This is a genomic window from Kitasatospora brasiliensis (genome assembly GCF_032654805.1).
In the GTDB taxonomy this organism is placed as follows: Bacteria; Actinomycetota; Actinomycetes; order Streptomycetales; family Streptomycetaceae; genus Kitasatospora; species Kitasatospora brasiliensis.
Genome location: NZ_JAUOOW010000009.1, coordinates 119325 through 143820, shown reverse-complemented (window position 1 = coordinate 143820; position 24496 = coordinate 119325). Strand labels below are relative to the sequence as shown.

Here is a 24496-nt window from a genome sequence, read left to right as displayed (position 1 = left end):
GGAGCCATAGCCGGAATCAAAGCCTGTTAAAGGGATCGTCTTTAGATGCGCATGTCATTAAAGTGACTGCCCGTCGAACCCCTCACTCGACAGGCGGAGGTTTCATGACCATCCCACGCAGGTCCGTCCTCAAGGGCACCTCGGCGGCCGGCGCCGCCCTGGTGGCCGCAGGCTCGACGGCGGCCGCGCAACCCGCGGCCGCCCAGCCGGCCGGCGAGGCCCCCACCAGCCCGTTACTCCAGAGCACCCCGCACCGCGCCGGAACGGCCGGAGTCATCGGACTGCACCTCCAGTTCGGCACCGACGCGAGCGCCGAGATGACCGTCTCCTGGCTCACCCCGCAGTCCGTCCGCCGCCCGCAGGTGCGCTACGGCACCCCGGACGGCGGCCTCGGCCGGGTCGTCGACGCCGAGACCCGCACCTACCGGGACTCGATCGACAAGATCGAGGTGTACGTCCACCACGCCAGGCTCACCGGCCTGCGCCCGGGCACCACCTACCTGTACAGCGCCGGCCACGACGGCGCCAACCCCGAGACCGGCACCTTCACCACCGCCCCGCGCGGCCGCGCGCCCTTCACCTTCACCAGCTTCGGCGACCAGGGCACGCCCAACCTCCGCCGCAAGGTCGAGTACCCCGACGGAACCCAGGGCCCGCTCGGCAGGTTCCCGGTGTTCACCAGCACCCAGATCGGCTCCTCCGCCGCCGCCGACATCGTCGCCGCCGTCGAACGCGTCGGCCCGCTGTTCAACCTCATCAACGGCGACCTCTGCTACTCCTCCTACTCCGGCCGCCACGGCATGAGCCGCACCGCGACCTGGGCCGACTGGTTCATCAGCAACAGCCGCTCCACCCGGCTGCGCCCCTGGATGCCCTGCGTCGGCAACCACGAGGGCGAGGGCGGCAACGGCCCGATCGGCGCCCTCGGCTACCAGACCTACTTCACACTGCCCGACTCCTCGGCCTCCTCCGACCAGGAGACCCGGGGCATGTGGTACGCCTTCACCGTCGGCTCGGTGCGCTTCATCAGCCTCGCCAACGACGACGAGGCCATCCAGAACTCCGGCGACCTCTATCTGCGCGGCTACTCCGGCGGCGCCCAACGGCGCTGGCTGGAGCGCGAGTTGAAGGCGGCCCGGGGCAGCAAGGCGATCGACTGGATCGTGGTCTGCATGCACCACCCGATGATCTCCAGCTCGATCAACGGCGCCGGCAGCGACCTCGGCCTCCGCGAGGCCTGGGGACCGCTGTTCGACGCCTACGGGGTCGACCTGGTGGTCTGCGGTCACGAGCACTACTACGAGCGCTCCCACCCCGTCCGCGGCACCCTGCCCAACGACACCCGCACCCCGGTGCCGAGCGAGACCCGCACCGACCTGATCGACACCGGCCGGGGCACCGTCCACATGATCATCGGTGCCGGCGGCAGCGCCGCCACCACCCAGGACGACCTCTTCGAGCAGCCCAAGGGCCGGGTGGTCACCGGACTGGAGGCCCAGGAGCCCGGGGTGCCGTACCGGGAGTCGATCTGGGTCACCGAGGACGCGCCCTGGGCCGCCGTCCAGGACCGCACCTACACCCACGGCTTCGCGGCCTTCGACGTCGACCCGGGCGACCAGCGCGGCGGCACCACCACCATGAAGGTCACCTACTACACCTTCGACGGACCGCACGGCGACCTCACCCCGGTGGACACCTTCACCCTGTACCGGCGCCGTACCGACGGGCGCGACGGCTGACCGCCGAGGCCCGTGCTCAGCGCCGGAACAGGCCGATCAGCGCGTCCCACCAGCCACGCCGCTGCGCCGGGACGGCCGGGGCCGCCTGTTCCGGCGCAGCGGCGTCCTCGCCGTCCCCGGTGTCCTCGGCGCTGTCCTCGGTGCGGGTCGCCCTGGCGGCCTCCGCCCGCTCCGCCTCGGCGAGTTCGGCCTCCGCCTCCGCCACCGAGGCCGGGTCCGGCTCGATGCGGCGCGCGGTGAACTCCACCGGCAGCGAGGTCAGGTGCCGGGAGATCCAGGACGACGTCCAGGTCAGCTCCTCCTCCGGCACCGCGAGCCGGAGGTCCGGCAGCAGGGTAAGCAGGATGTCGATCCCGGCCTCGGCGACGTGCCGTCCGATGTCCTGGCCCGGGCACTCGTGCGGCCCGGCGCCGAAGGACAGGTGGGAGCGGTTGCCGTACAGCGGGGCGTCCAGGTCGGGCCGCACCACCGGGTCGACGTTGCCCGCCGCGAGCCCGAGCAGCAGCAGGTCCCCGGCCGCGATCCGCCGGCCGCCCAGCTCGGTGTCGGCGGTCGCCCAGCGGCCGGCCACCAGGGACATCGGCGGGGCGTCCCAGAGCACCTGGTCCAGCGCCTCGCCCAGGGTCATCTGGCCGCCGGAGAGGTGGGCGCGGAAGCGCGGGTCGGTGAGCACCATCTTCAGCGAGTCGGCGATCAGATTGACGGTGGTCTCGTTCGCGGTCAGCAGCACCACCCGCAGGTGCTCCAGCACCTCGCCCTCGGTCAGCCCGGCCGGGTGGGCCAGCAGCCGGGTGGTCAGGTCGTCCCCGGGGTGTTCGCGCTTGAGGTCGATGGTCCGGCGCAGAGCGGCGACCACGTAGTCGTTGCTGGCGATCGCCGTCTCGGTGCCCTTCATCAAATCCCGTGCGGCGGCGACCAGTTCGGGCCCGTACTCGTCCGGCATGCCGAGCAGCTTGGTCATCACCAGCATCGGCAGGTGCTCGGCGAACTGGGAGATCAGCTCGGCCTCGCCGGTCGGCCCGACCACCTGCACCAGGTCGGTGGTGAAGCGGCGGACGTGGCGGCGGATGCCGCGCCGGTCGAAGCCGTTCAGGCCGTCCAGCAGCGCGCCGCGCAGCCGCTGGTGCTCCTCGCCGTCCGCGAACACGCAGATCGGCTGCCAGGCGACGACCGGCAGCAGCGGGGAGTCCGCCGGGATCTCGTGGTTGCGGAAGGCGTTCCACCGGCGGGAGTCCCGGGAGAACAGCGAGGGGGCGCGCATCACGGTGATGTTGGCGCCGTGGCCGAGCACCAGCCAGGCGCGGTGGTCGCCGTGCAGCAGCACCGGGGCGATCTCGCCGTGCTCGGTGCGCAGCTTGTCGTACAGACTCGCCGGGTTGGCCTCGGCCTCCGGCCCGTAGAGGCGGCGCAGCCCGCCGGGGCCGATCGGGGCGATGCCGCCGCCCGCGTGGGCCGGGCAGCCGGGCGGCAGCGCGGCGGTGCGGACGGGTACGGCGGGTTCGGGGAAGGGGGTGGTCACGGGGTCTCCGGTCGCGGGGGTTCGGTCACGGGCGTCGGACGGACGGGCCGTCGGATCAGCCGGTGGATGGGGCGGCCAGCTCGTACAGGTAGTGCATCAGCGTCATCAGGGTGTCCCGGCTGGACTCCCGGCTGCGCGCGTCGCAGGTGACGATCGGCACCTCAGGCGGCAGGTCGAGCGCGCCGCGCAGCTCCTCGAACGGGACGGGCGGCGACTCCGGGAAACCGTTGACGGCCACCACGAAGGGCACGCCGCGCTCCTCCAGCCGCCCGATCACCTCGAAGCTGACCTCCAGCCGGCGGGTGTCCACCAGGACCACCGCGCCCAGGGCGCCTTCGAACAGGCCGTTCCAGAGGAACCAGAACCGCTCCTGGCCGGGGGTGCCGAAGATGTACAGCACCAGCCGGTCGCTGATGCTGATCCGGCCGAAGTCCATGGCCACGGTGGTGGAGGTCTTCTGCTCGACCCCGGTCGGGTCGTCCACGCCGACCCCGGCCTGGGTCATGGTCTCCTCGGTGGTCAGCGGGCGGATCTCGCTCACCGCGCTGACCAGCGTCGTCTTGCCGACGCCGAAGCCGCCGACGATCACCACCTTGACCGCCGTGGTGACAGTGTCCGGCAGCAGGTCCGCACCGGCCGGCCCGACGACGGTGTCAGAGCCGCTGTAGTCCATGGATCACCGCCTCCAAGAGGGCGCGTTCGGGGAGTTCCGCCGCGGGTACGGCGGCGGCGCGGGCTTCGACCAGCCCGCTGTCGAGCAGGTCCGCCAGCAGGACGGTGACCACGCTGGCGGGCAGCTCCAGGTAGGCGGAGATCTCCGCGACCGAGAGCGGGGAGCGGCACAGCCGCAGGATGGCGGCGTGCTCGGGCTGGTGGGCGGGGGTCGGCTCCGCGCGGGAGACGATCAGGGTGACCAGGTCGGACACCCCGGGTCCCGAGGTGCCGCTGCGACCCCGGGTGATCACGTACAGCCGGTCGGGCTTGGGGCCGTCCCAGCCGCCTCCCTGCTCGGCCGTCATGCCACCGCCTCACTGTGCTCGTTCATGTGCCGTCCCGCCCTCTGGAGCCCGTCGCGGCCGGCCGGGCCGGGAGCCGGTTCACGCGACCACCTCGGGGTTGCGCGGCGGCGTGGACAGGTGCTCGCCGATCCGGGCCACCAAGTCGCGCATCTGGTGGCTCACCAGCCCGGCGTCCACGCCCTCGTCGGCGAGCACCGCGAGGTAGGCGCGGTCGCCGGCCGCCATCAGGTAGAAGTAACCGCCGTCCACCTCGATCACCACCAGCCGCATCGAGCCGTCGCCGTGCGGGAACTCGTGCCCGATCGCGCCGGCCAGGCTCTGGAGCCCGGCACAGGCGGCGGCCAGGCGGTCGGCGGCGTCCGGGTCGGTGCCGTACTGGGCGATCCGCAGGCCGTCGGCGGACAGCACGATGATGTGGCGTACGCACGGGACGCTGTGCGCGAGGTCGTTGAGAATCCAGTCCATGTTGCTGCGGTGCGGGGTCACTGCTCGCCTTTCCCTGCCGTCTCGTCACTGGTGTGTGCGGCGCTGGTGTGTCCGGCACTCGGCTGTGCTGCGTCTGCTGCTCCGGAGGGGCTCGGGCCGGTGCCCTTGATGCCCTCCATGAAGGCCTCCACCCACAGGCCCGGGGGCTTGCGCTCCTTGGCGGGGCGCGGCGCCTGGGCCATCGGCCCGGTGGGCTGCGCGGTGCCGCGGTAGCCGGCCCGGGGCACCATCGGACGGCTGCGGCGGCGCTGCGGCAGGCCGTTGGCGGTCCACTCGGTCACGATCACCTCGTCATCTCCGGCGACCGGGGCGGGGACGGCGGCGGGAGGCCCCCACGGGTTGCTCGGACCGTGGGTCGGCTCGATGTCCGCCATGGTCGTCCTGAAGCCCCACGGACGGGTCGTGGTCGGGTGCTGGGGGCGGGGGCGGTTCGGCGGCAGCGGACGGGGGCCGGAGAAGGCGCCGATGCCGTGCGCCCGACCGGTCGGCGGCGCGGTGGTGAGCAGCGCCTTCGGCACCACCAGCACCGCCCGGACACCGCCGTACGCGGAGCGGCGCAGCGAGATCTGGAAGCCGTACGCCTGGCAGAGCCGGCCGACGATGGCGAAGCCCAGTCGGGGGGACTCGGTGAGGTCGTCGAAGTCCTTGGAGACCATCGCCTCGCGGATCGAGCGCTCGGCGCGGAACCGGGCCTCGTCGCTCAGTCCGAGGCCGCCGTCCTCGATCTCGATCGCGATCCCGCTCTGCACCTCGGAGGCGCTCAGATGCACCTGGCTGTGCGGCGGGGAGTAACGGGTGGCGTTGTCGAGCAGCTCGGCGACGGCGTGGATCAGCGGCTCGACGGCCGGGCCGGTGACGGAGATCTGCTCCACCGGGTGCAGCTCCACCCGCTGGTACTCCAGGATCCGGGACATGCCGCCGCGCAGCACGCTGTACAGCGCGATCGGCCGGTTCCACTGGCGGCCGGGGCGGGCGCCGGAGAGCACGGCGATACTGTCGGCCAGCCGGCCGGTCAGCGCGTTGCCGTGGTCCAGCCGCAACAGGTCGTCGAAGACGGCCGGGTCGTTGCCGTGCCGGTCCTCCATCTCCCGCAGGTCCTTGGCCTGACGGTGGATGATGGCCTGCACCCGGCGGGTGATGTGGACGAAGGCGCGCTCGGCCGAGTCGCGCCGGCTGACCTCGTCGTCGACCGCCTGGGCGACGCCCTCGGCGACGGCGATCAAGGACCGGCGGAAGCGCGGCGAGACGGGTGCGTCGCTCTCCTCCAGCGGGGCGGTCAGGACGTCGAAGGAGTACCCGTACCGGGCCCCGGCGACCACCCTGCGCATCTCGCGCCGGGCGAGCCGGTCCAACTCGTCCTCCTGTGCGGCCAGTCGGCGCTGCAAGTCCTCCGTCTGCCGGGCGTGCCGGTCCCGCGACTCGCTCAGCGCCCGCCCCCGGCGGGCCGACTCGGCGGCGACCACGGCCACCAGCACGGTGCCCGTGGCGCCGCACCACAGCACCGCGGCCCGGGCCCCGTCGGACACCACCAGGGCGGCGACCGCCACGGCTGCCGCCATCACGGCCGTCGGCAACAACCAGCCGAGCAGCGGCGCGCGGCGCCGTCTGGTGGGTGACGATCCAGCTCGAAGCATTCGGCAAATCCTCAAACGATCGGAACAGTTACGGGGACGGGCGACGATCGGCTCCCGAGGCATGGTGGTGCAGCATAGCCAGGTTCAGGACATCCTGACCGAAAGTCAAAAATACTGTCCCGCAACCGACTTGTCGCAACCTGTCGGACAACCCCGACATCTCGCACACCAGTCGCACCGGGGCGCGACCGCCGCTCCCCACCAGGCTTCTCGCCCCGCCGCCCGCGCGCCGCCGACCGGCCCCGGATTCGCTCATGTGGAGGGTTTCCATCCCAAGTCCTGCCACCCGGCGCCAAGTTCGTGCTACCGCGATGACCCCTGTCAACCCGCCGCCCACCAATCACCCGGACGAGTATTCGGGCCCAGCCCTGGCGCCCCACCCCCGGAACCCCCGATCCCCCTGCCCGCGCCGCGCCGTTCCTCCTAGGGTCATCACATGACCGATCACGTCAGCCGCACACCGGCCCCCCTGGGGCGCACCCTGCGCCACCTCATGGGCGAACCGGTCTGGACGGGCATGCTGGCCGAGGCGTACGAGCGCCGGCACTCGATCGGCGCCACCCTGCTGCGTCAGGGCGAGCCGGGCACCCACGTCCTCGCCCTGCTGGCCGGCGTCGCCAAGGTGAGCCGACAGGAGCGCAACGGTGACGTCCGGCTGCTGGCGTTCCGGGGGCCGGGCGAACTCCTCGGGGAGGTCGCCGTGTTGGACGACGGCGTCCGCTCGGCCAGCGTCCAGGCGATCTCCGACTGTACGGTCGCCGTCCTCGCCAAGGCGGCCTTCCTGCGCTTCGTCGCCGAACGCGACCTGTTCCCCGTGATGGTCCGCTACGCGATGGGACGGCTACGGGAATCGGACCTGGCCCGGACCGGCGGCGACGTCGTACCGCGACTGGCGGCCGCCCTGGTCGCCCTGGCCGACCTCTCCGCGGGAGCGGGAGTGGCGACGGCGGGCGGCCGCCGGATCGAACTCGCCCTGACCCGGGACGAGTTGGCCCAGCACCTCGGCGTCTCCCGGAACACCGTCACCGCGGCGCTCGCGGCACTGGCCGCCCACCGGGTCGACGCCGGGCGGAAGTCCATCGCCGTCGGCGACCTCGCCGCACTCCGCCGGGCGGCCGCGGCGCTCCACGGCTGACGGACCCCTCCGTCCTCGCATGTGACGCCCGTCACAGGGTTTCCGCACTGAGTGAGCACACCGCGCGACGCTCTATCGCGAAGCTAGGTGACGCAAGGTCAGCACGGAGACCACGAGGAGCAGAGATGACAGAGTTCGACCGGCAGATGCCCGAGGCCAGCGCCCTGCCGTACAGCCGCAGCCGCCACCTCCCGCCGTACCGGGGCATCGTCGCGGTGGACGCCAAGGACTTCACCGGATACCCGGCGATCGAGCACGGCGTGATCAGCAAGGCCGTACAAGAGGTGCTTGAGTGGTCCTTCGAGCGGGCCGGACTGGCCGAGGTCTGGAAAGACCAGCGATTCCCCAACTCCACCGGTGACGGATACGTCTTCGGGTTCGACCCGGCCTGGATGCCCTTCCTGATCCACCCCTGGCTGAACACCCTCCAGGAGGTGCTCGCGGAGTTCAACGTGCACTCGGTCGGCACGGTGCGCATCCGGCTGCGGGTCAGCCTCAACATCGGCCCTCTCCCGGACGGCGGCGACGAGTTCGACGGCAACGGCACCCCGCGCAACGACACCCACCGGCTGCTCGACTCCCGCCCGGTGAAGGCCATGCTCGCCGCCTCCAACGAGAGCATCACCCAGGTCGCCGCCATCCTGTCCGACCGGTGCTACCAGGACGCGGTGGCCGGGGGCTTCACCGGACGCCACCCCGACCACTTCATCGAGGTGCCGGCGACGGTCGAGGGCAAGCGCTTCGGCCAGCAGGCGTGGCTGTACGTGCCCGCGCCCTCGGGGAACCTCTACGACCGGAGGATCCTCGGCGACGTCGTGGTGGCGGAGCGGGAGGAGCGGAACGAGCGGAAGGCGGCGGACGGGCGGCCACAGGGACGGCGTGTGCCGAGGTCGGCGGTGTACCAGCGAGGCGACGGCAGCAACATGAACGTCGGCACGGTGCACGGCGGGCAGACGGTCACCAACGTGGGCGGCGACTCCTACGGCGGCGACCGCGTGGAGGGGGTCAAGTTCGGGACGGTCAACGGCAATGTGGGCGACATCGTGAGCGGCGACAAGAACGAGCACCGCCGGTGAGCCCCGACGAGCGCCCGGCCATCAAAGGTCCGCTCAGGGGGTCGGAGGACCTCGACCTCGATGGTCTGGAGGAGGAGTTCGCCGCCTGGGGAACTGGCGGCTCCTTCATCTTTGCGCCGGGTGGCAACATCAACACCGGGTCGGTGTACGGGGGCCAGCGCGTCGAGAACGGCGCCCCCGGTGCCGCTCCGGGCAGCAGCGAGCGGGTGGAGGCCCAGGACGGGCCCATTTCCCTTCTGGAGGTCCTGGCAGCCCAGACCGGGTTCGCGGAGCCGGACTGCTTTGCCGAGGGCCTGAGCGCACTCGGCACGCGGCTGCTGTTCCTTGCCGGTGAACCCGGCACCGGGCGGCGCACCACGGCCATCAACCTGTTGTCGCAGAGCAGTGGGAACAGCACAGCCCTGCGTGCGCTGGACAGCGACTCGGACCTGTCCATCTGGCGGCCCACTCACCGTGAGGCGCGCGGGTACCTGGTGCACGGCCTGTCGCCGACGGCCAGGTTCGGTCCCACGGTGGTCGCCAACCTGGGGGCCCGGTTGGAGGAGGCCGATGCCTGCATGGTGGTCATGCTGCCCCACGAACCGGGCACGCTCCGGCGTCTCATCCGCGAGCTGGATATCAGCCCGGTGCGCTACACGCCTCCGACGCCACGTGAGGTATTCGACGCGCGGTTGACGGCGGCGGTCCCGGAGGAGGAGCGACGCCGGAAGTTGCTGGATCGGCTGGAAGCCGACCTGGACGAGCTGTTGGCGTCCGAGCTGGTGCCGGCGCAGGTTGCCGAGCTCGTCGATAGGCTGAGCCGGACCGGCGACGAAGGCCCGGACCTGGCCGACCTCGGCCAGCGACTCAGTTTCCTCGCCGAGACGGAGGTCCCGGACCTCCTGAAGGACCTTCGCGAGGACCCGGACGCGCTGGCGTTCCTGCTGGTGACGAGTGTCCTGGAGGGCCTCGACCACCGGATCATCCGGGACGAGACCGACCGGTTGCTCAAACTGGCCGACGGCCGTCTCGACGCTGTGGTGCGGACTGGCGCGGACGGCGAACAGGGCCGGACCGCACCCGGTGAGGACGGCCGACCGAATCCGCGGTTCGTCTTCCGGCGCTCACTGGATGAGCTGTTGAAGACGATCCGGGCCGAGTGCTTGCCCACTGAAATGCGGGAGACCTCGGGCTACACCTACACGGTGGAGCCGCTTCGCTTCAAGCGGCACCGGCAAGCGGAGACGGTGCTGCGGCACGTGTGGCGGCAGTACGGCGAGGTGTCCGGACTGCTGACCGAGTGGATGGACAACGTCCCGGGCACCGAGGCCGAGTTGGCCAGACCCGTCGGGCGGGTGATGGGCCTGGCCGCCAGCTGGGGCGGTGGCCGCCGGGCGTTGTGGCACATCCACGAACTGGCCCGGTCCGACCGTGCGCAGAGTCGCAGTACGGCCGCGTATGCCCTGGGCATCGTGTCACAGGACCCGATCCTCGCCGGAGAGGTGAAGCATCGCGTCAACAGCTGGAGCTCCAATGGCAGCTGGCGACTTCGGTCGACCGTGGCTGCCGCTTGCGGCGGAGACTATGGAGCGGCCAGGCCGGAGGCCGCGATCTCGCTGATCCGGCGGTGCTACCGCGGAGAGGACGGCGACGAGGGGGCGGTAGCAGTGACGGCGCGGTGGTCATTGGCGAGCCTCTTCGCGGGCGGAAACCAGACGGCCGTCTTTCGTCAGCTCATGAGGTGGGCGGATCGGAAGGGGCATGACGCCGAGCTCGCGCTCACGGCCGTTCCCGAGCTGCTCCTCGCCCCGTCGTGGTTCCAGCAGCAGCTGGGTCCCGACGGTGAGTTCGGTGATGCGGTGATCACCTTCATCGGACGGTCACTCAACTCCGAGGGCCTTTTCCCTCGCACCAGCCGCAGGCTGCTCGACTGGTGCCACCGGGCGACCTGGGACGAGCCGCTCCGCGCCCCCGTGGAGACGCTGCTCACCGCCCTCGCCCAGCAGATGCGCACCGGTGAACTCGGGCTGCTGACCGCGATCGAGCGCAGCGACGACCCTGACCTGGTCGGCCGCGACATCGCCCACCGCGCCCTGGAGGCGTGGCGGCGCGGTGAGCCCCAGCCTTTCCGGTCCACCCCCACCTTCGGAGGCCACGATGACCCTCGGCACTGACCCGCCCGTCTACACCCAGGCCACCCGCGCCCCCTGGCGGGAGATCCTCTGGCACCGCTTGTCCGGGCGGCGTGACCGCGCCCTGGTGCTGGGGGACCGCCACGGGCTCTACCACCAACTGGGAAAGGGCCGCCGGAGACTGGCGGGCCTGGGGGAGGAGGGCGGGGTCGCCGCGCGGCTGGGACTGCGCGGTTTCGACCAGGCGTTCCTGGTGGACCTCGCCGAGCGGCCGGGTGAGCGGGTGATCGGCCTGCGCACGCCGTACGGCAGGGAGACGTTGGAGGTTCACTTCCTGTGGTGGGTCCACGACGCCGCCCGGGTGGTGCAGACCCGGACCAGCCGGGGTGAGCTGCCGGTCCGCAAGGACCTCGACGCGCGCCTGGGCCAGCTCAAGGAGCAGTCCGCCGCCGCGGGGACCAGGTTGGGCCCCGAGGAACTGGTGCACTACCTTGCGGCTCCGTACGTGCTGCCCCACTACGGCCTCGGCTACCGGGTCACCGATGTCTCCGCGCGCGAGCGCGGCAACGAACTGCGGCTGGGGGAACCGGATTCGACGGACGTGCCGTTCGACTGGTCCGTCAAGAGCGAGGAGGAGTACGCGTTCTGCCGGCGCTATGTGCAGGACGGCCCGGTCGCCCTCGCCGCCCTCTGGCTCGCCCGGAAGCCGGACGAGGTGCGCGACGTCCTGGACTGGGTGGTCAACCACGCGGACCTGCTCCGGGGCGAGACCACCTGGCAGGACAAGATGGCGCTCATGCTGGGCAGGCTGACGGAGCCGGAGCAGGAGGAACTGTCCACGGTCCTGCGCGACCGTCTGGTCGCTCTCGGCCGGCAGGTCCCCGGGCCCGCCCAGCAATCCCCGCAACCCCCGCACCCCCCGGGGCCGGGCTTCACCAAGTTCCACCCTCACGTCAACGGTTGGTCCGGCGGCGTCCCGAACGGGGTGCCGCGATGACTCGAACAGGCATGCGCGAGGTGCGGCGCGGACTCCGCGGGCGTTCCGTCGCCAGGAGCCCCCGGCGTCCGGTCATCGGACGGTCGCGCCGGCCCGCCGCGCCGATACCGGTGTCCAGCCCCTCCTCCGTGGCGGCGATGGAGCGCCTGATGGCGGCGAACAGCGCGGAGCTCGTCCGGGCCGACACCAAGGCCGCCGTGTTCCTGGCCTTCACCGGTGCGGTGCTCGCCACCTTCATCCCGCTGGACAGCGGCGCCGGTTCCGGCTCGCTGGCCTGGACGGCCCCGCTGCTGCGGTGGGGCGCCGTGGGCAGCGCCCTGCTGGCCGTCGGCTGTTTCGCCTCCGCGCTGGTGCCGCGTCACCGGAAGGGGCGGCGGGGCGCCGTGGGCGGGCCGGGGTACTTCGAGCACATCGTGCCCGGGGCGGGGCCGGAGAGGTTGCGGCGGGCGTTCGAGCGGGCCGCGCACGATCCGGCGGGTCCGCTGTTGTCCGCGCTGGCCGGGACCAGTGCGATCATCCGGGCGAAGTACCGCTGGATCGAGACCGGTACCGCTCTGCTCCTGCTGGCGCTGCCGCAGTTCGTGCTCACGCTCCGTCCGCTGTGACGGTGGGCCGGGAGGCAACAGGTGTTGCGTCGATGTGCAATGACTGTTGACGGCCGAGGTCGCGGGTCCGTACAGTACCGGGCCATGACAACGGACGATCTTGGTCGGCGGGTGGCGGAGGACGTGGCCGGGGGCGGCGGGCTGGAGGGGCTGCGGCGGCTGTCGGGGGTGATCGAGGCGTTGGAGGAGCGGCGCACCGAGTTGGTGGAGGAGCTGCGGCGCGGGCGGGAGGCGACCTGGGAGGAGGTCGGGCGGGCCTGCGGGATGACGCGGCAGGGGGCGACCCGGCGGTGGGCGGGGCGGCTGCGGGCGCGGTCGTTCGGGGTGGCGGCGGACGCGTACCAGCACGGTCGGCCCGGCTATCCGCGGGCGCTGGTCGGCTCGGCGGTGCCCCGGGAGGCCCGGCGGGTGCTCGATCTGGGCGCCGGGACGGGCAAGTTGACCGGGCTGCTGGTCGAGGCGGGCCTGGACGTGGTGGCGGTCGAGCCCGACGAGGGGATGCGGGCGCGGCTGGCGGCGGCGGTGCCGAAGGCGGCGGTCCGGGCGGGTTCGGCCGAGCGCATCCCGCTGCCGGACGGCAGTGTGGACGCGGTGGTGGTGGCGCAGGCCTGGCACTGGTTCGACCAGGCGGCCGCGGTGCCGGAGATCGCCCGGGTGCTCGCCCCCGGCGGGACGCTCGCGCTGGTGTGGAACGTCCGGGACGAGTCCGAGCCCTGGGCGGCCGCGCTGGGGGTGCTGATGCACCGTTCGGCGCCGCAGCGGATCGACACCAGGCCGCTCCTCCCGGCGCCGTTCGGCGCGCCCGAGCGGCTGGAGATCCGTTGGGAGCACGTCACCACCCGGGCCGGGATCGTCGACACGGTGGCCTCGCGCAGCTATGTGATCGCCCTGCCGGAGGACCAGCGGGTCCGCCTGCTGGCCGACGTCGAGCAGCTGCTGGCCACCCACCCGGACCTGGCGGGCCGCGAGGAGATCGCCCTGCCGTACGTGACGAGGTGCACCCGTGTCCGTGTTGGTTGAGCACGGCCCCGTGCTGCTGCGCCCGCTGGGCGTCGCCGACGCCGAACCGTACCGGGCGTTCCGGCTGGACGCGCTGCGCGGGACGCCCGGCGCCTTCACCTCCAGCCACGACGAGGAGGCCGCCAAGCCGCCGACCGCGACGCTGCGCCGGCTGACCGAGGCCGCCGACGGTCCGGGCGCCCTGATCGGCGCCTTCGACGGTGCCGGCACGCTGATCGGCACCGCCGGGCTGAAGGTGCCCTCGCGCAGCCAGGAACGTCACAAGGGCACGCTGTACGGCATGGCGGTGGCCCCCGGCGCCGCCGGCCGGGGGATCGGCCGCGCCCTGGTCCGGGAGGTGCTGCGCACCGCCGAGCGGGACGGGCGGCTGCGGCAGGTGCTGCTCACCGTCTCGGAGGGCAACGAGCCGGCGCTGCGGCTGTACACCTCCTGCGGCTTCGAGGTGTGGGGGCGGGAGCCGAGGGCCGTCCTGGTCGACGGGCAGGCGGTCGCGAAGCTGCACATGGTGTGCCTGCTGGACGCGCGGCGGGAGGGGACGGCCGGGCGCTGACAATTGTCACGGTGGGCCGGTGCGCGAACACACTGCCCCGCGCACCGGGCCGGCGACCAGCATGGATGCCATGACCTCCCCCGACCTGCACCACCCCGACACCCGTCGGGCCTTCCGGACCGTACGGCGGCTCGTGCTCGCCTATCTCGGCCTCAGCGTCGTCACGCTGGCGGCCGCCGTCGCCCTCCGTGACCACCCCGCGATGGTCACCGCCCCGGTGCTGGTCCGTGGCACCATCGTCGTGGCCGGCGCCGCCCTCACCCTCCTGCTGACCGTCCGGGCCGCCAACGGCTCCCGGGGCGCCTTCCGACGGCTGCGGATCCTCTCGGCCGTCATGATCGTCGCCATCGTCACGATCATCGCCCTGCCGGGGACCTTCCCGGTGTGGATGAAGGTCGAGCAGGGCGCCTGCGGGCTCGCCCTGGCGGGCGTGGCCGTCGTGGTCAACGGACGGCACCTGCGTAGCCTGTTCGCCAGGCTCTGAGGAGGGGGACGCACGAGTGACCGATCTCGACCGTGTGGGCCCCGGCCGCCCCTGGGCCAAGGGCTGGCGGCGCCTCCTGCTGGGCAGCGGCATGATGGTCTTCCCGGCGCTGACCGCCGTCGCCGTCGGCGGCACCGTCTCCGGGGCGGCCGCGGTCGCCGGATACGCCGTCGTCGCCGCCTTCTGCGTCTGCTACGCGCTTCTGGTGCTCGCCTTCGGACGCGGCCGACGGCGCTGGATCGCACCGCTGCTGGCGGTGATGATCGCGCTCTCCCTGGCCGCGCTGCCGTTCGCCCACGAGAACGCCTTCTTCCTCGCCACCGTGGTCGTCTCCGTGGTCGCCATCCTGTGGCGCCAGCACGCCGCCTGGGCGGTGGCGACCGGTGCGCTGGCCGCGCTGGTGGTGCCCTGGGCGGTGCGCCCCTGGCACACCGGTCCCGGCGGATTCCAGGCCCTGGCCCTGGTGTTCACCTCGCTCACCTGCGGCGCCTTCGCCGAGATCGCCGCCACCAACACCGCCCTGTTCGCCGCCCGGGCCGAGGTGGCCCGGCTCGCCTCGGAGGCCGAGCGCAACCGGATCGCCCGGGACCTGCACGACCTGCTGGGGCACTCGCTCACCGCGATCACCGTCAAGTCCCGGGTGGCCCAGCGGCTCGCGGGCAAGGACCTGGACCAGGCGGTCGCGGAGATGGCGGCCGTGGAGACGCTGTCCCGCCAGGCGCTGTCCGACGTCCGCGCCGCCGTCACCGGCTACCGGGAGGCGACCCTGGCCGGCGAACTCGCCCGCGGACGCGAACTGCTGCGCGCCGCCGGGGTGATGGCCGACCTGCCGACGGCGGCGGACGCCGTCGCGCCGCGGGAGCGCGAACTGTTCGGCTGGGTGGTGCGCGAGGGGATCACCAACGTGGTCCGGCACGCCCGGGCCGACCGCTGCTCGGTGCTGCTCACCGCCACCTCGGTGGAGATCCGCGACGACGGCACCGGTGGCGGCCCGGGCGGCACCGGCGGCGGCAAGGGGCTGACCGGCGACGGCAAGGGCCTGACCGGCCTGCGGGAACGGGTCGCCGCGGCGGGCGGTACGGTCGAGGCCGGCCCGCTCGACCCGCGCGGGTGGCGGCTGCTGGTCACCGTCCCGCAGAACGGTCCAGGTCGCGAGGACGACGAAGGCCACCGAGGGACGCCATGACGATCCGCCTGCTGCTCGCCGAGGACCAGGAACTGGTCCGCACCGCGCTGTGCACCCTGCTCGACCTGGAGGACGACTTCACCGTGGTCGCCGCCGTCGGCCGCGGCGACCAGGTCGCGGAGGCCGCCCTGGAGCACCGGCCGGACGTCGCCCTGCTCGACATCGAGATGCCCGGACTGGACGGCCTGGCGGCGGCCGCCGTGCTGGCCCAGCAGACGCCGTGGTGCCGGGTCGTCATCCTCACCACCTTCGGCCGCGCGGGCTACCTGCGCCGGGCCATGGAGGCGGGCGCGGTCGGCTTCGTGGTCAAGGACGCCCCCGCCGAGGTGCTGGCCGACGCGATCCGCCGGGTCGCGGCGGGGGAGCGGGTGGTGGACCCGGAGCTGGCCGCCGCCACCCTCGCGGCGGGCGCCTCCCCGCTCACCGCCCGCGAACGCGACGTACTGAACGCCTCCCGCTCGGGCGCTGGGGTGGCCGAGATCGCCGCCAAGCTCTACCTGTCCGAGGGGACGGTCCGCAACTACTCCTCCTCGGCCATCGCCAAGACCGGCACCCGCAACCGCTCCGAGGCCCTGCGGGTCGCCGACGAGCGCGGCTGGCTCTGAGCCCCGGGCCGGCTACCGCCGGAGGATCCGCCGCAGCCAGCGGGTGCGGGCCTCGTGGGCGTCCCGGCTGACGGCCGCGTCCGGGGCGAGGGTGTCGAAACCGTGGCAGGCACCGGGCCATACGTGCAGTTCGGCCTCGCCGCCGGCCCGCCAGACGGCGTCGGCGTAGGCGACGGCCTCGTCCCGGAACGTCTCGGCGGACCCCACTTCGACGTACGCCGCGGGCAGCCGGGCGAAATCGGCGGCGCGGGCCGGGGCGGCGTACGGGGGGACGTCGGCGCCGCCGTACCGGTGGCCGAGCAGGGCCTGCCAGGCGGTGGCGTTGGAGACGCGGTCCCAGGTGTCGTGGCCGGCCAGCTGATGGCTGGAGAAGGTGTCACCGCGGTCGTCGAGCATCGGACTCAGCAGCAGCTGACCGACCGGCACCGGACCGCCGCGGTCGCGGACCAGCAGGGCCAGGGCCGCGGCGAGCCCGCCACCGGCGCTCTTGCCGCCGATGACCACCCGCCGCGCGTCCACGCCCAGTGCCTCAGCGTGCTCGGCCACCCAGCCGAGTCCGGCGTAGGCGTCCTCGACGGCCCCGGGGAACCGGGTGCGCGGGGCCAGCCGGTACTCGACGGACACCACCGCCAACCCCAGTGGCAGCGCCCACCCGCGCAGCAGCCGGGGCAGGACGGACCACGCGTTGCCCGTCACCATCCCGCCACCGTGCAGGTAGTACAGCAACGGCAACTCTCCGCCGATCCCGGCGGGCCGCGCGCTGACGAGCGTGACCTCGCCCCCGCCGTCGGGGCGCGGCGCGCGCAGCTCCGCCACCTCGAACCGGCCGCCGTCACGCAACTGGTCCAGCGTCGGGCGGGGCCGGGCGGCGCGGTCCCGCTCCTGCCAGGTTGCCAGGCCCTCCGGGGTGAGCACCTGCCGCGCCCGGTCACCGGCGGCCGCCAGCACCGCCCTCAGCTCGGGATCCAGTGGAGGCACCCGCCGCGCCGTCGATCCGTCCGTCATCAGTACCCCTCCCTCGGCGGCCCAGCCTGCCATGTACCCAGGGGAGTTGTCGGCCCCGGCTGCCAGAATCCCCGCCCATGGACCCCACCACCGCCTTCGCCGGGCTCGACGCCCGCCCCTGGGCCCGTCTCCCACGCCTACGGCTCCGCCGAGGACCTGCCCGACCTGCTGCGCGCTCCTGTCGGAGCCGCGCTGACCTGGACGGATGCCCCACCGGACGGGTTGTCAGTGCGGGGACGTAGCTTTGGGGGTGTCGGCGGGTCCGCTCCCGTCCGACCCCCTCCGTCTCCGCTGCCCGAAAGGGGCCATCGCCGTGTCCGTCGCCGTGGAAGAGCAGGTCACCTACCTCGAACTGTCCGAGGACGAGGGGAGTGCGCACAAGTTCTACGAGGTGCGGCTCGCCGACCAGGTGGTGACGGTGCGCTACGGGCGGATCGGCGAGCCGGGCCAGAGCAAGGCGACGACCTACCCGAGCCCGGAGAAGGCGGCCGCGGCGGCGGCCAAGAAGATCGGCGAGAAGGTCCGCAAGGGCTACGCCCCGGCCGTCCAGGGCGTGCGCCAGCGCCGGGCGGTGACCAGGCGGGAGATCGTCAGCACCCGCTCGACCGCCCGTCAGGCCCCGCTGCTGTGGCGCTTCCGCTCCGGCTCGCCGGCCTTCGGGATCTTCGTCGGCGAGGAGCACGCCTGGGTCGGCAACGAGCGCGGCGACGTCTACACCCTCACCCACGACGGCGAGGTGGTCGCCCGCTACGGCCTGCCGGACGGCGTCAAGTGCATCGTCGCGGACGACTGGTGGATCTACGCCGGCTGCGACGACGGCAGGGTGTACGACCTGGGCGGCAAGATCCCGCGCGTCGCCTACGAGATAGCCCAGGACGTGGACATCTACTGGCTCGACATCCACGACGGCGTGCTCGGCGTCGCCGACGAACGCGGCGGGCTGACGACGGTGGACCACGAGGACGAGTTCCAATGGCGCCGCAAGGCCGACGGCCGGTCCGGCTGGATGGTGCGCTGCGACACCGACGGCGTCTACCACGGCCACTCGAAGGGCGTCGCCCGCTACGACAACCGCAGCGGCGATCAGCTGTGGCACACTCCCACCCGGGGCGGGGTGCTGTTCGGCTGGCAGGAGGCCGACTCGGTGTTCGCCGGCACCGCGCAGGGCTGGGTGCACCGGCTGCGCAAGTCCGACGGCGCCGAACTGGCCGCCTACCGCTGCGACGCCGGCGTCTTCTCCTGCGCCGCCTCCCCGGACGGCGAGTACGTCTTCGCCGGGGACAACCACTCCTCGGTGTACTGCTTCGCCGCCGACGGCACCCGGCTGTGGAAGCTCGGCACCGGCTGCGGCTCGGCGTTCAGCATGCAGTACCGGGACGGTCGGCTCTACCTGGTGACCACGGACGGCTCGCTGGCCTGCATCGACGCGAGCGAGCAGGCGGTGCGCGCGGCCGAGGGCGGCACCCTGCCGAAGACGGCCGAGGTGAAGAGCGCGGGCTGGGAGCCGGTGCTGGCCGGCGCCGGTGTGGAGACGCTCACCGTGGCCACCACCCGCACCGGCGGCGAGGTCGAGGTCGAGTGCGTCCAGGACGGCTCCCGACTGCGCGTCCGGGTGGTCTCCGAGGGCTACGACCCCGCCTGGCGGGTGCAGTTCCCCAAGGACATCCGGGTCGCCGGCGCCCGCTACGTCGTCGCCGAGGTCCGCGCGTCCGCCTCCGGCGGCTTCTACCGCACCCGCGGCGAGATCAAGCGCCTGCTCTGACCGGGGGAGCCCACGCCCGTCAGTAGCGGTGCGCGAGGTGGCCGTAGCCGCCGGCCGTCCAGACCCGGTAGCGGAACTCGTAGAGGCTCAAGGCCGCTGCGCCCTGTCCGGCGTAGGGGGAGAAGTGGACGGTGCCGCAACGGCCGCAGTACCAGCCCTGGGACCAGAGATGTAAGGCGTGGGGGCGGCCGGCGAGTTGGCGGTTGGCCTTGAGTCGGAGCAGGACGGCGAGGGCGAACAGGCCGATCGCGACGACCAGGCCGATGCCGGAGAGGAGGTAGAGGCCCTCGGGAGAGGACGGTGGGGAGTCGCTCCAGTACGACTCCCGGTGGCTGTCGGTGTAGGCGGAGACGAAGATACCGAGGGTGCCGAAGAAGGTGAGGAACCCCAGCACCAGCGGGAGGACTTCGGGGTGGATCTCCGGGGCCGGGGCCAGTGCCCGGGTGAGTTCGCTGGCGACCACCCGGGTCTCGGTGCGCCAGTGGTCGTCCCGGTACGTCCGGAAGGTCTCCGTGCTGAGTCCGGACTGGTGGACGACCGGCACGCTGCGGACCTGGTCGGCGTATCCGCAGCTCGGGCACGTGTGCAGGGTCGGTGGTACGGGTGAGGCGCCGCGTGGCCCGATCATGGTGTGTCCCCCCGGAGTCGCTACGGCCGTCAGGCCGCTGGAACCCGCTGGTACCCGTTGGGGGCGCGCCGCACACCGCTCGGGTCGCGGCTCAGTCCTGCCCCGGCGCCCAGCCGAGGGCGGGCCCGAGGCGGGTCGCCAGGTCGGTGAGGATCTGGACGTAGTCCTCGTGCCCGAAGCTGAACGGCAGCGCGAAGGCGACTTCCTCGACCTCGCGGTAGCCGGCGTGGGCGCGCAGCCGCTCGGCGAGTTCCTCGGACGTGCCGACCAGGTCGGGGGCGAACAGCAGCCGGGCCGGTCCCTGCGGGGAGAGGGTGCGCGGGGTGCGGGCGAGGGCGTAGGCCTGGTACCTGGCGCGCTGCTCGGGGGTGGCGCTGTCGGTCGGGATGACCACCAGGCCCTGGGAGACCCGGGCGCGCCCGCCGTCGGGGTGGTGCTCGCGGAAAGCGCGGATCTGGGCGGCCTGGATGGCGGCGAAGTCGTACGGGCCGTCGTCATGCGGCTTCACCACGTTGCTGGTGAGCAGGTTGAGCCCGTGCTCGCCGGCCCAGTGAGCCGAGCGCAGGCTGCCGGCGCCGTACCAGAGCCGGTCGGCCAGGCCGGGGGAGTGCGGCTGCACCCGGCGCGAGTACACCTCGATGCCCTCGGTGCCGGCGAAGTCGGAGGCGTCCTCGCCGCGGACCAGGGCGAGCAGCCGTTCGGCGCGCCGGTGGCCGAAGTCCTCCTGCTCGCCGGTATCCGGGTAGAGGGCGTCGCGCAGCCGCTCGTAGTGGGTCGGCGTGCCGACGCTGAATCCGGGGTTGAGCCGGCCGCCGGAGAGCACGTCCACGGTGGCCAGGTCCTCGGCGAGCCGCAGCGGGTTCTCCCAGCCGAGCGGGGTGACGGCGGTGCCGAGCCGAATGCGGCTGGTGCGCTGGGTGGCGGCGGCGAGGACGGTGAGGGGCGAGGAGATGCCGTACTGGAGGTGGCGCTGGCGAAGCCAGGCGCTGTCGAAGCCGAGGTGCTCGCCGAGGGCGATGAGGTCGAGGGTGGCTTCGTGGCCCCGGAGCGGGTCCGCTTCGTCGAACAGCCCGATGGTCAGGAAGCCGAGTTTGCGCAGCGGGCGAGGGTCCGGCGACATGGTGGGCTCCGCGGGGTGAGGGGTGGGCCGGTCGGTGGTGCGCTTCGAACGTACGCAGCCGCCGCACCGCCCGACAAGATCGGCGGGCGATCCGGACACCGGCCCGCAACGCGGCGCAACAGGGCGTCATGTACGGGCGTCACGCACGGCGGCTCCCACCCGGTCGGGCCGGGTGGGAGCCGCCGTGTCCGGGTGTCGTCAGCAGCTGCGCAGCTCGGGGCTCTGGTTGCGGATCTGGTTGTGCAGCGAGGTGAACTCGCGGTAGGCCTCGCTGTCCTCGGAGCCGGGGCGGAAGGCGCCGACCCGGTGGCAGTTGACGAAGGCGAGCTTCACCCCGAAGTGGTCCTCCAGGCTGCCCCGGATCGCGTTGCTGGCGAGCGCGCGCAGCAGCTGGGCGCGCTCCTCGTCGCTGGGCGTGGTGTTGTCGGTGGTGAACTCGCCTTCAGTGGCGGAGAGTTCGGTGCTGAGCCCGGCGACGACCTGGTAGGCGTAGGGGAGCGAGGTGCGGACGGTTTCGAGGAAGTCGGCCTGGTCGACGCGGCCCTGCTGGGCCTGGGCGAGGAGGGCGGGGGAGACGTCGAGCGACATGGAGGTCCTCTTTCGGGGTGCGTCGGGCTTCGGTGGGCGCACTGACCGCGAGGGGCAGCGCTCGCCCGCAACAGTTATCGAAGATGAAAACCATTGCAAGGAAGACTCTCCCGGCCCACCTGACGCCCTGTCAAGCGCGCCCCCTCGAAGGACTGGCGGCGGGCGGCACCGGCAGCCTGCCGACCTTGATGACGAACACCGCGATCGCCACCGCCAGCGCCGCGAACACCAGGCCCATCTGGAACGCGCTCGCGATGCCGTGCACCAGCACCTGCGAGGAATACGGCGCCGGAAGCCGGCCGGTGGCATGGAACTCGGCGACCTGCCGCGGGGTGGCGTGCCGCAGGAACGCGGCCGCCCGCTGCCGGGCCTCGTCGGCGCTCGCCGTGCCGTACACCGTGACGAGGATCGACAGTCCGAGCGAGCCGCCGACCTGCTGGGTGGTGTTGAGCATCCCGGTGGCCGCACCGGTCTCGTGCGGGGAGACCTTGGAGACGACGGTCAGGGTGGCGGGGACGAAGATCGAGCCCATGCCGAAGCCGAACATCATGGTCGGCCCGAGGATGCCGTCGAGATAGCCGGTGCCGAGGTCGATCCGGGTCGCCCAGATCACCCCTCCCAGCACCAGGAGCGAGCCGGTCACCAGGAAGGGCTTGGGCCCGAACCGCAGTTGGGTGCGGGCGGCGAACTGGGCGGCGGTCACGATCGCCACGCTGATCGGCAGGAACGCGAAGCCGGCCCGCAGGGGGCTGTAGCCGAGGATCTCCTGCACGAACAGGGTGATGAAGAAGAAGATGCTGAACATCGTCGCGGACACGCAGAGCATCAGCCCGTACGCGCCGGAGCGGTTGCGGTCGCGGAACAGCCGCAGCGGGGTGATCGGTTGGGGTGCCCGCCGCTCGTTGGCCAGGAAGGCGGCGATCAGGACGACGGCGAGGCTGAACGAGGTCAGTGTGACGGCGTCCGTCCAGCCGTGGTCGGAGGCGCGGATGAAGCCGTAGACCAGCGAGACCATGCCCGCGGTGGCGGTGAAGGCGCCGAGCAGGTCGAAGCGGCCGGGGTGGCGCTCGGACTCGTTGATGTAGAGCGGCGCCAGCAGCGCGATCGCGACGCCGATCGGCACGTTGACGAACAGCACCCAGCGCCAGGACAGCCAGGAGGTGAGCATGCCGCCGAGCAGCAGGCCCACGGCACCTCCGGCGCCGGCCACCGCGGAGTAGACCCCGAAGGCCCGGTTGCGCTCCTGGCCCTCCCGGAAGTTGGTGGCGATCAGCGCGAGCGCCGTCGGCGAGGCGATGGCGCCGCCCAGGCCCTGGAGCGCCCGGGCGGCCAGCAGCCAGGCGGAGGACTGGGCGAGGCCGCCGAGCAGCGAGGCCAGGCTGAAGACCAGGACGCCCACGACGAACACCCGCCGCCGTCCGAGGATGTCGCCCGCCCGCCCGCCGAGCAGCAGCAGCCCGCCGAAGGTCAGGGTGTAGGCGTTGATCACCCAGGACAGGTCGGTGGTGTTGAACCTCAGCGCGTGCTGGATGTGCGGCAGCGCGATGTTCACGATCGTGATGTCGAGAACGACCATGAGCTGGGTGGCCGCGATGACGGTGAGTGCTATCCCCGGGTGCTGGCCCCGACGTGCGATCGCGGGCGAAGCCTCGGCCAGAGCGCGCGACGAAGTGGCCATGGCAAGTCCCCCAATGGGGTGAGGGGTCTGAGGGTGGCAGGGGAGACGGATTCGTTCACCACTACCGACGGTATCCCCGGGGCATAGGGAACACAATCGTTCATTACGGCTATACGGGGGCTTCCGGACAACAGTGCGAAACCGCGCGGCCGGTGATCGAAGGCCCTGTCGCGGGCCCTCGGGAGCCCCGTACCCTGGCCGCAGGGCACGACAGGAGAGGAACAGCAGGATGGTGAACCGCGACACCGTCGCGCTCGACGACCCGGTGGGCGCGTCTCTCCGTGGTCACCACACGCACCTCGCCCGGCGGCTCGGCCGGGCCGCCACCTATCTGCCGGGAGTCGCGACCTTCGCCGCGATATCCGCCGACCCGGGGCCGAGGGAGTGGGCCGACCTCGCACAGCTGCTCGGCCGGGGCGAGCTCGCCGACCTGTTCAGCTGCCCGGCGACCCCGCCGTCCGACTGGGAACCGGTGTTCGCCCTGGACGGCCGCCAGATGCTCTGGTCCGGCACCGACCTGCCCGGTCACCCGGAGGCCGGGGCGGAGAGCGGCGTGGTCGAACTGGGCGCGGACGACGTGCCCGAGATGCTCGACCTCGTCGCGCGGGCCCAGCCGGGCCCCTTCCGGCCGCGCACCCACGAACTCGGCACCTACCTGGGCATCCGCGATCGCGGCACGCTGGTGGCGATGGCCGGCGAACGGCTCCGGCCCCCGGGGTGGACCGAGATCAGCGCCGTCTGCACCGCCGCCGAGGCACGCGGGCAGGGCCACGCCTCCCGCCTGATCGGGCTGCTCATCGCGCGCATCCTGGCGCGGGGCGACCGCCCCTTCCTGCACGTCGCCGAGGCGAACACCGGCGCCGTCGCGCTCTACGAGCACCTCGGCTTCGAGACCCGCACGTCCGTGGCCTTCCGCGGGTTCCGCATTCCCTGACGGCCGCGCGCCGCCGCGCTACTCGGCCCGGACGATGACCACCGGGCAGTCGGCGTGCTGGGCGCAGTGGGTGCTCACCGAGCCCAGCAGGGCCCTGGTGAAGCCGCCGCGGCCGTGGCTGCCGACCACCAGCACCTCGGCGCCCTTCGCCGCGTCCAGCAGGACGTCGGCGGGGTCGCCCATGACGATCGACTGGCGGACTTCCGCCCGGTCCTCCTCGCCGAGGACCGTGTGCAGCTCGTCGGCGAACCGCCGTGCGGCCAGCTCCCGGTCGAAGGTGGGGTCGACCATCGGCGCCGACCAGCCGTAGTGGCTCGGCGGCTCCCAGGCGCCCACCGCGTCCACCACCCCGCCGATCAGCGCGGCGTGCCGGGCCGCCCAGCGCAGCGCGGCGTAGGACGACGGCGAGCCGTCGACGCCGACCACGACGCGGGGTGCGGAGTCGTTCGCGTTCATCTGCTGCACCGTCCTGTGGGTCGTCGGCCCCCCTGACCACGGTGCTGGCCCGCCGACGACCCCGCCACCACGGCCCGCCACCCGGGTGACGGGGGGCCGGCTCAGGTGTCGATGCCCTCCCAGCCGCGGCGCTGCTGAGGCGCGGTTCCTGACCCGGAG

At 72.9% G+C, this 24496-nt stretch carries 24 protein-coding genes; 13 read left to right on the top strand and 11 right to left on the bottom strand.

All coding sequences use genetic code 11. From position 1 onward, the window contains the following. Window positions 1-104 precede the first annotated feature (104 nt). On the top strand, window positions 105-1739 hold the full coding sequence (locus QWJ13_RS30850) for a purple acid phosphatase family protein (RefSeq protein WP_316528648.1): 1635 nt from the start codon (window positions 105-107) through the stop codon (window positions 1737-1739). A gap of 16 nt (window positions 1740-1755) precedes the next feature. Here the strand turns inward: QWJ13_RS30850 and QWJ13_RS30845 are convergent, their stop codons facing one another. The 5 genes from QWJ13_RS30845 to QWJ13_RS30825 form a co-directional block, all read right to left on the bottom strand. After that, window positions 1756-3258 (bottom strand): cytochrome P450 family protein, encoded by a 1503-nt coding sequence (locus QWJ13_RS30845; RefSeq protein ID WP_316528646.1) that lies wholly within the window; start codon window positions 3256-3258, stop codon window positions 1756-1758. 55 nt (window positions 3259-3313) lie between these two features. Further along, complete coding sequence (locus QWJ13_RS30840) at window positions 3314-3931, bottom strand: GTP-binding protein (RefSeq protein ID WP_316528644.1); 618 nt, start codon at window positions 3929-3931, stop codon at window positions 3314-3316. Then, a complete protein-coding gene (locus QWJ13_RS30835; protein WP_316528642.1) occupies window positions 3912-4277 on the bottom strand; it encodes a DUF742 domain-containing protein in 366 nt (121 codons plus the stop codon). Before QWJ13_RS30835 ends, QWJ13_RS30840 begins: the two co-directional genes overlap by 20 nt. Before the next feature lie 78 nt (window positions 4278-4355). After that, complete coding sequence (locus tag QWJ13_RS30830; protein ID WP_432277636.1) at window positions 4356-4742, bottom strand: roadblock/LC7 domain-containing protein; 387 nt, start codon at window positions 4740-4742, stop codon at window positions 4356-4358. A 17-nt stretch (window positions 4743-4759) separates the two neighbouring features. After that, the gene (locus QWJ13_RS30825; protein ID WP_316528639.1) at window positions 4760-6397 is read right to left on the bottom strand and encodes a sensor histidine kinase; all 1638 of its coding nucleotides are present in this window, start codon (window positions 6395-6397) and stop codon (window positions 4760-4762) included. 436 nt (window positions 6398-6833) lie between these two features. Here QWJ13_RS30825 and QWJ13_RS30820 point away from each other — a divergent pair, with 436 nt between their 5' ends. The 10 genes from QWJ13_RS30820 to QWJ13_RS30775 all read left to right on the top strand — a co-directional run bounded on the left by QWJ13_RS30820 (window position 6834) and on the right by QWJ13_RS30775 (window position 16166). Further along, window positions 6834-7532 carry a Crp/Fnr family transcriptional regulator gene (locus tag QWJ13_RS30820; RefSeq protein ID WP_316528638.1) on the top strand — a complete coding sequence of 233 codons (699 nt, stop codon included), beginning with the start codon at window positions 6834-6836 and terminating at the stop codon, window positions 7530-7532. A gap of 125 nt (window positions 7533-7657) precedes the next feature. Beyond that, window positions 7658-8608, top strand: coding sequence for a hypothetical protein (locus QWJ13_RS30815; protein WP_316528637.1), 951 nt, complete (start codon window positions 7658-7660; stop codon window positions 8606-8608). Then, window positions 8605-10761, top strand: coding sequence for a hypothetical protein (locus QWJ13_RS30810; RefSeq protein WP_316528635.1), 2157 nt, complete (start codon window positions 8605-8607; stop codon window positions 10759-10761). Before QWJ13_RS30815 ends, QWJ13_RS30810 begins: the two co-directional genes overlap by 4 nt. Further along, window positions 10745-11716, top strand: a complete 972-nt coding sequence (locus QWJ13_RS30805) for a hypothetical protein (protein ID WP_316528633.1) — start codon at window positions 10745-10747, stop codon at window positions 11714-11716. Before QWJ13_RS30810 ends, QWJ13_RS30805 begins: the two co-directional genes overlap by 17 nt. A 149-nt stretch (window positions 11717-11865) precedes the next feature. Then, window positions 11866-12321 carry a Pycsar system effector family protein gene (locus QWJ13_RS30800; RefSeq protein WP_316528632.1) on the top strand — a complete coding sequence of 152 codons (456 nt, stop codon included), beginning with the start codon at window positions 11866-11868 and terminating at the stop codon, window positions 12319-12321. 84 nt (window positions 12322-12405) lie between these two features. Continuing rightward, window positions 12406-13341, top strand: a complete 936-nt coding sequence (locus tag QWJ13_RS30795; RefSeq protein ID WP_316528630.1) for a class I SAM-dependent methyltransferase — start codon at window positions 12406-12408, stop codon at window positions 13339-13341. After that, a complete protein-coding gene (locus QWJ13_RS30790) occupies window positions 13325-13891 on the top strand; it encodes a GNAT family N-acetyltransferase (RefSeq protein ID WP_316528629.1) in 567 nt (188 codons plus the stop codon). The genes QWJ13_RS30795 and QWJ13_RS30790 overlap by 17 nt, the downstream gene beginning before the upstream one ends. A gap of 70 nt (window positions 13892-13961) precedes the next feature. After that, a complete protein-coding gene (locus QWJ13_RS30785) occupies window positions 13962-14375 on the top strand; it encodes a hypothetical protein (protein ID WP_316528628.1) in 414 nt (137 codons plus the stop codon). Window positions 14376-14391: 16 nt separating this feature from the next. Further along, window positions 14392-15561, top strand: a complete 1170-nt coding sequence (locus tag QWJ13_RS30780) for a sensor histidine kinase (RefSeq protein WP_316528626.1) — start codon at window positions 14392-14394, stop codon at window positions 15559-15561. Further along, the gene (locus tag QWJ13_RS30775) at window positions 15558-16166 is read left to right on the top strand and encodes a response regulator transcription factor (protein WP_316528624.1); all 609 of its coding nucleotides are present in this window, start codon (window positions 15558-15560) and stop codon (window positions 16164-16166) included. The genes QWJ13_RS30780 and QWJ13_RS30775 overlap by 4 nt, the downstream gene beginning before the upstream one ends. Window positions 16167-16178: 12 nt before the next feature. On the opposite strand, the gene QWJ13_RS30770 is transcribed toward QWJ13_RS30775, so the two are convergent. Then, the gene (locus tag QWJ13_RS30770; protein WP_316528622.1) at window positions 16179-17171 is read right to left on the bottom strand and encodes an alpha/beta hydrolase; all 993 of its coding nucleotides are present in this window, start codon (window positions 17169-17171) and stop codon (window positions 16179-16181) included. A 313-nt stretch (window positions 17172-17484) separates the two neighbouring features. On the opposite strand from QWJ13_RS30770, the gene QWJ13_RS30765 reads away from it, so the two are divergent. After that, window positions 17485-18933, top strand: coding sequence for a WGR domain-containing protein (locus tag QWJ13_RS30765; RefSeq protein ID WP_316528620.1), 1449 nt, complete (start codon window positions 17485-17487; stop codon window positions 18931-18933). Window positions 18934-18952: 19 nt separating this feature from the next. Here the strand turns inward: QWJ13_RS30765 and QWJ13_RS30760 are convergent, their stop codons facing one another. The 4 genes from QWJ13_RS30760 to QWJ13_RS30745 form a co-directional block, all read right to left on the bottom strand. Next, window positions 18953-19561: a hypothetical protein gene (locus QWJ13_RS30760; RefSeq protein ID WP_316528619.1), complete on the bottom strand. Its 609-nt coding sequence runs from the start codon at window positions 19559-19561 to the stop codon at window positions 18953-18955. Window positions 19562-19652: 91 nt separating this feature from the next. Beyond that, window positions 19653-20681 (bottom strand): LLM class flavin-dependent oxidoreductase, encoded by a 1029-nt coding sequence (locus QWJ13_RS30755; protein WP_316528618.1) that lies wholly within the window; start codon window positions 20679-20681, stop codon window positions 19653-19655. A 198-nt stretch (window positions 20682-20879) separates the two neighbouring features. Next, window positions 20880-21269 (bottom strand): SCO5389 family protein, encoded by a 390-nt coding sequence (locus tag QWJ13_RS30750; protein WP_316528617.1) that lies wholly within the window; start codon window positions 21267-21269, stop codon window positions 20880-20882. A gap of 130 nt (window positions 21270-21399) precedes the next feature. Next, entirely contained in the window at window positions 21400-22947 is a 1548-nt protein-coding gene (locus QWJ13_RS30745; protein WP_316528616.1) for an MFS transporter, read from the bottom strand. 229 nt (window positions 22948-23176) lie between these two features. On the opposite strand from QWJ13_RS30745, the gene QWJ13_RS30740 reads away from it, so the two are divergent. Beyond that, window positions 23177-23881 (top strand): GNAT family N-acetyltransferase, encoded by a 705-nt coding sequence (locus tag QWJ13_RS30740; protein WP_316528614.1) that lies wholly within the window; start codon window positions 23177-23179, stop codon window positions 23879-23881. A gap of 18 nt (window positions 23882-23899) precedes the next feature. On the opposite strand, the gene QWJ13_RS30735 is transcribed toward QWJ13_RS30740, so the two are convergent. Next, window positions 23900-24337 (bottom strand): universal stress protein, encoded by a 438-nt coding sequence (locus QWJ13_RS30735; RefSeq protein WP_316528612.1) that lies wholly within the window; start codon window positions 24335-24337, stop codon window positions 23900-23902. Window positions 24338-24496 lie beyond the last annotated feature (159 nt).

Excerpts from the sequence above, each read along its gene's own strand:
- QWJ13_RS30795 (WP_316528630.1), top strand. The coding sequence starts at position 12,406 with ATGACAACGGACGATCTTGGTCGGCGGGTGGCGGAGGACGTGGCCGGG.
- QWJ13_RS30740 (WP_316528614.1), top strand. The coding sequence starts at position 23,177 with ATGGTGAACCGCGACACCGTCGCGCTCGACGACCCGGTGGGCGCGTCT.
- QWJ13_RS30840 (WP_316528644.1), bottom strand. The coding sequence starts at position 3,931 with ATGGACTACAGCGGCTCTGACACCGTCGTCGGGCCGGCCGGTGCGGAC.
- QWJ13_RS30755 (WP_316528618.1), bottom strand. The coding sequence starts at position 20,681 with ATGTCGCCGGACCCTCGCCCGCTGCGCAAACTCGGCTTCCTGACCATC.
- QWJ13_RS30775 (WP_316528624.1), top strand. The coding sequence starts at position 15,558 with ATGACGATCCGCCTGCTGCTCGCCGAGGACCAGGAACTGGTCCGCACC.
- QWJ13_RS30815 (WP_316528637.1), top strand. The coding sequence starts at position 7,658 with ATGACAGAGTTCGACCGGCAGATGCCCGAGGCCAGCGCCCTGCCGTAC.
- QWJ13_RS30820 (WP_316528638.1), top strand. The coding sequence starts at position 6,834 with ATGACCGATCACGTCAGCCGCACACCGGCCCCCCTGGGGCGCACCCTG.
- QWJ13_RS30835 (WP_316528642.1), bottom strand. The coding sequence starts at position 4,277 with ATGACGGCCGAGCAGGGAGGCGGCTGGGACGGCCCCAAGCCCGACCGG.
- QWJ13_RS30800 (WP_316528632.1), top strand. The coding sequence starts at position 11,866 with ATGGCGGCGAACAGCGCGGAGCTCGTCCGGGCCGACACCAAGGCCGCC.
- QWJ13_RS30735 (WP_316528612.1), bottom strand. The coding sequence starts at position 24,337 with ATGAACGCGAACGACTCCGCACCCCGCGTCGTGGTCGGCGTCGACGGC.
- QWJ13_RS30830 (WP_432277636.1), bottom strand. The coding sequence starts at position 4,742 with ATGGACTGGATTCTCAACGACCTCGCGCACAGCGTCCCGTGCGTACGC.
- QWJ13_RS30770 (WP_316528622.1), bottom strand. The coding sequence starts at position 17,171 with ATGACGGACGGATCGACGGCGCGGCGGGTGCCTCCACTGGATCCCGAG.
- QWJ13_RS30750 (WP_316528617.1), bottom strand. The coding sequence starts at position 21,269 with ATGTCGCTCGACGTCTCCCCCGCCCTCCTCGCCCAGGCCCAGCAGGGC.
- QWJ13_RS30785 (WP_316528628.1), top strand. The coding sequence starts at position 13,962 with ATGACCTCCCCCGACCTGCACCACCCCGACACCCGTCGGGCCTTCCGG.
- QWJ13_RS30825 (WP_316528639.1), bottom strand. The coding sequence starts at position 6,397 with ATGCTTCGAGCTGGATCGTCACCCACCAGACGGCGCCGCGCGCCGCTG.
- QWJ13_RS30745 (WP_316528616.1), bottom strand. The coding sequence starts at position 22,947 with ATGGCCACTTCGTCGCGCGCTCTGGCCGAGGCTTCGCCCGCGATCGCA.
- QWJ13_RS30805 (WP_316528633.1), top strand. The coding sequence starts at position 10,745 with ATGACCCTCGGCACTGACCCGCCCGTCTACACCCAGGCCACCCGCGCC.
- QWJ13_RS30850 (WP_316528648.1), top strand. The coding sequence starts at position 105 with ATGACCATCCCACGCAGGTCCGTCCTCAAGGGCACCTCGGCGGCCGGC.
- QWJ13_RS30760 (WP_316528619.1), bottom strand. The coding sequence starts at position 19,561 with ATGATCGGGCCACGCGGCGCCTCACCCGTACCACCGACCCTGCACACG.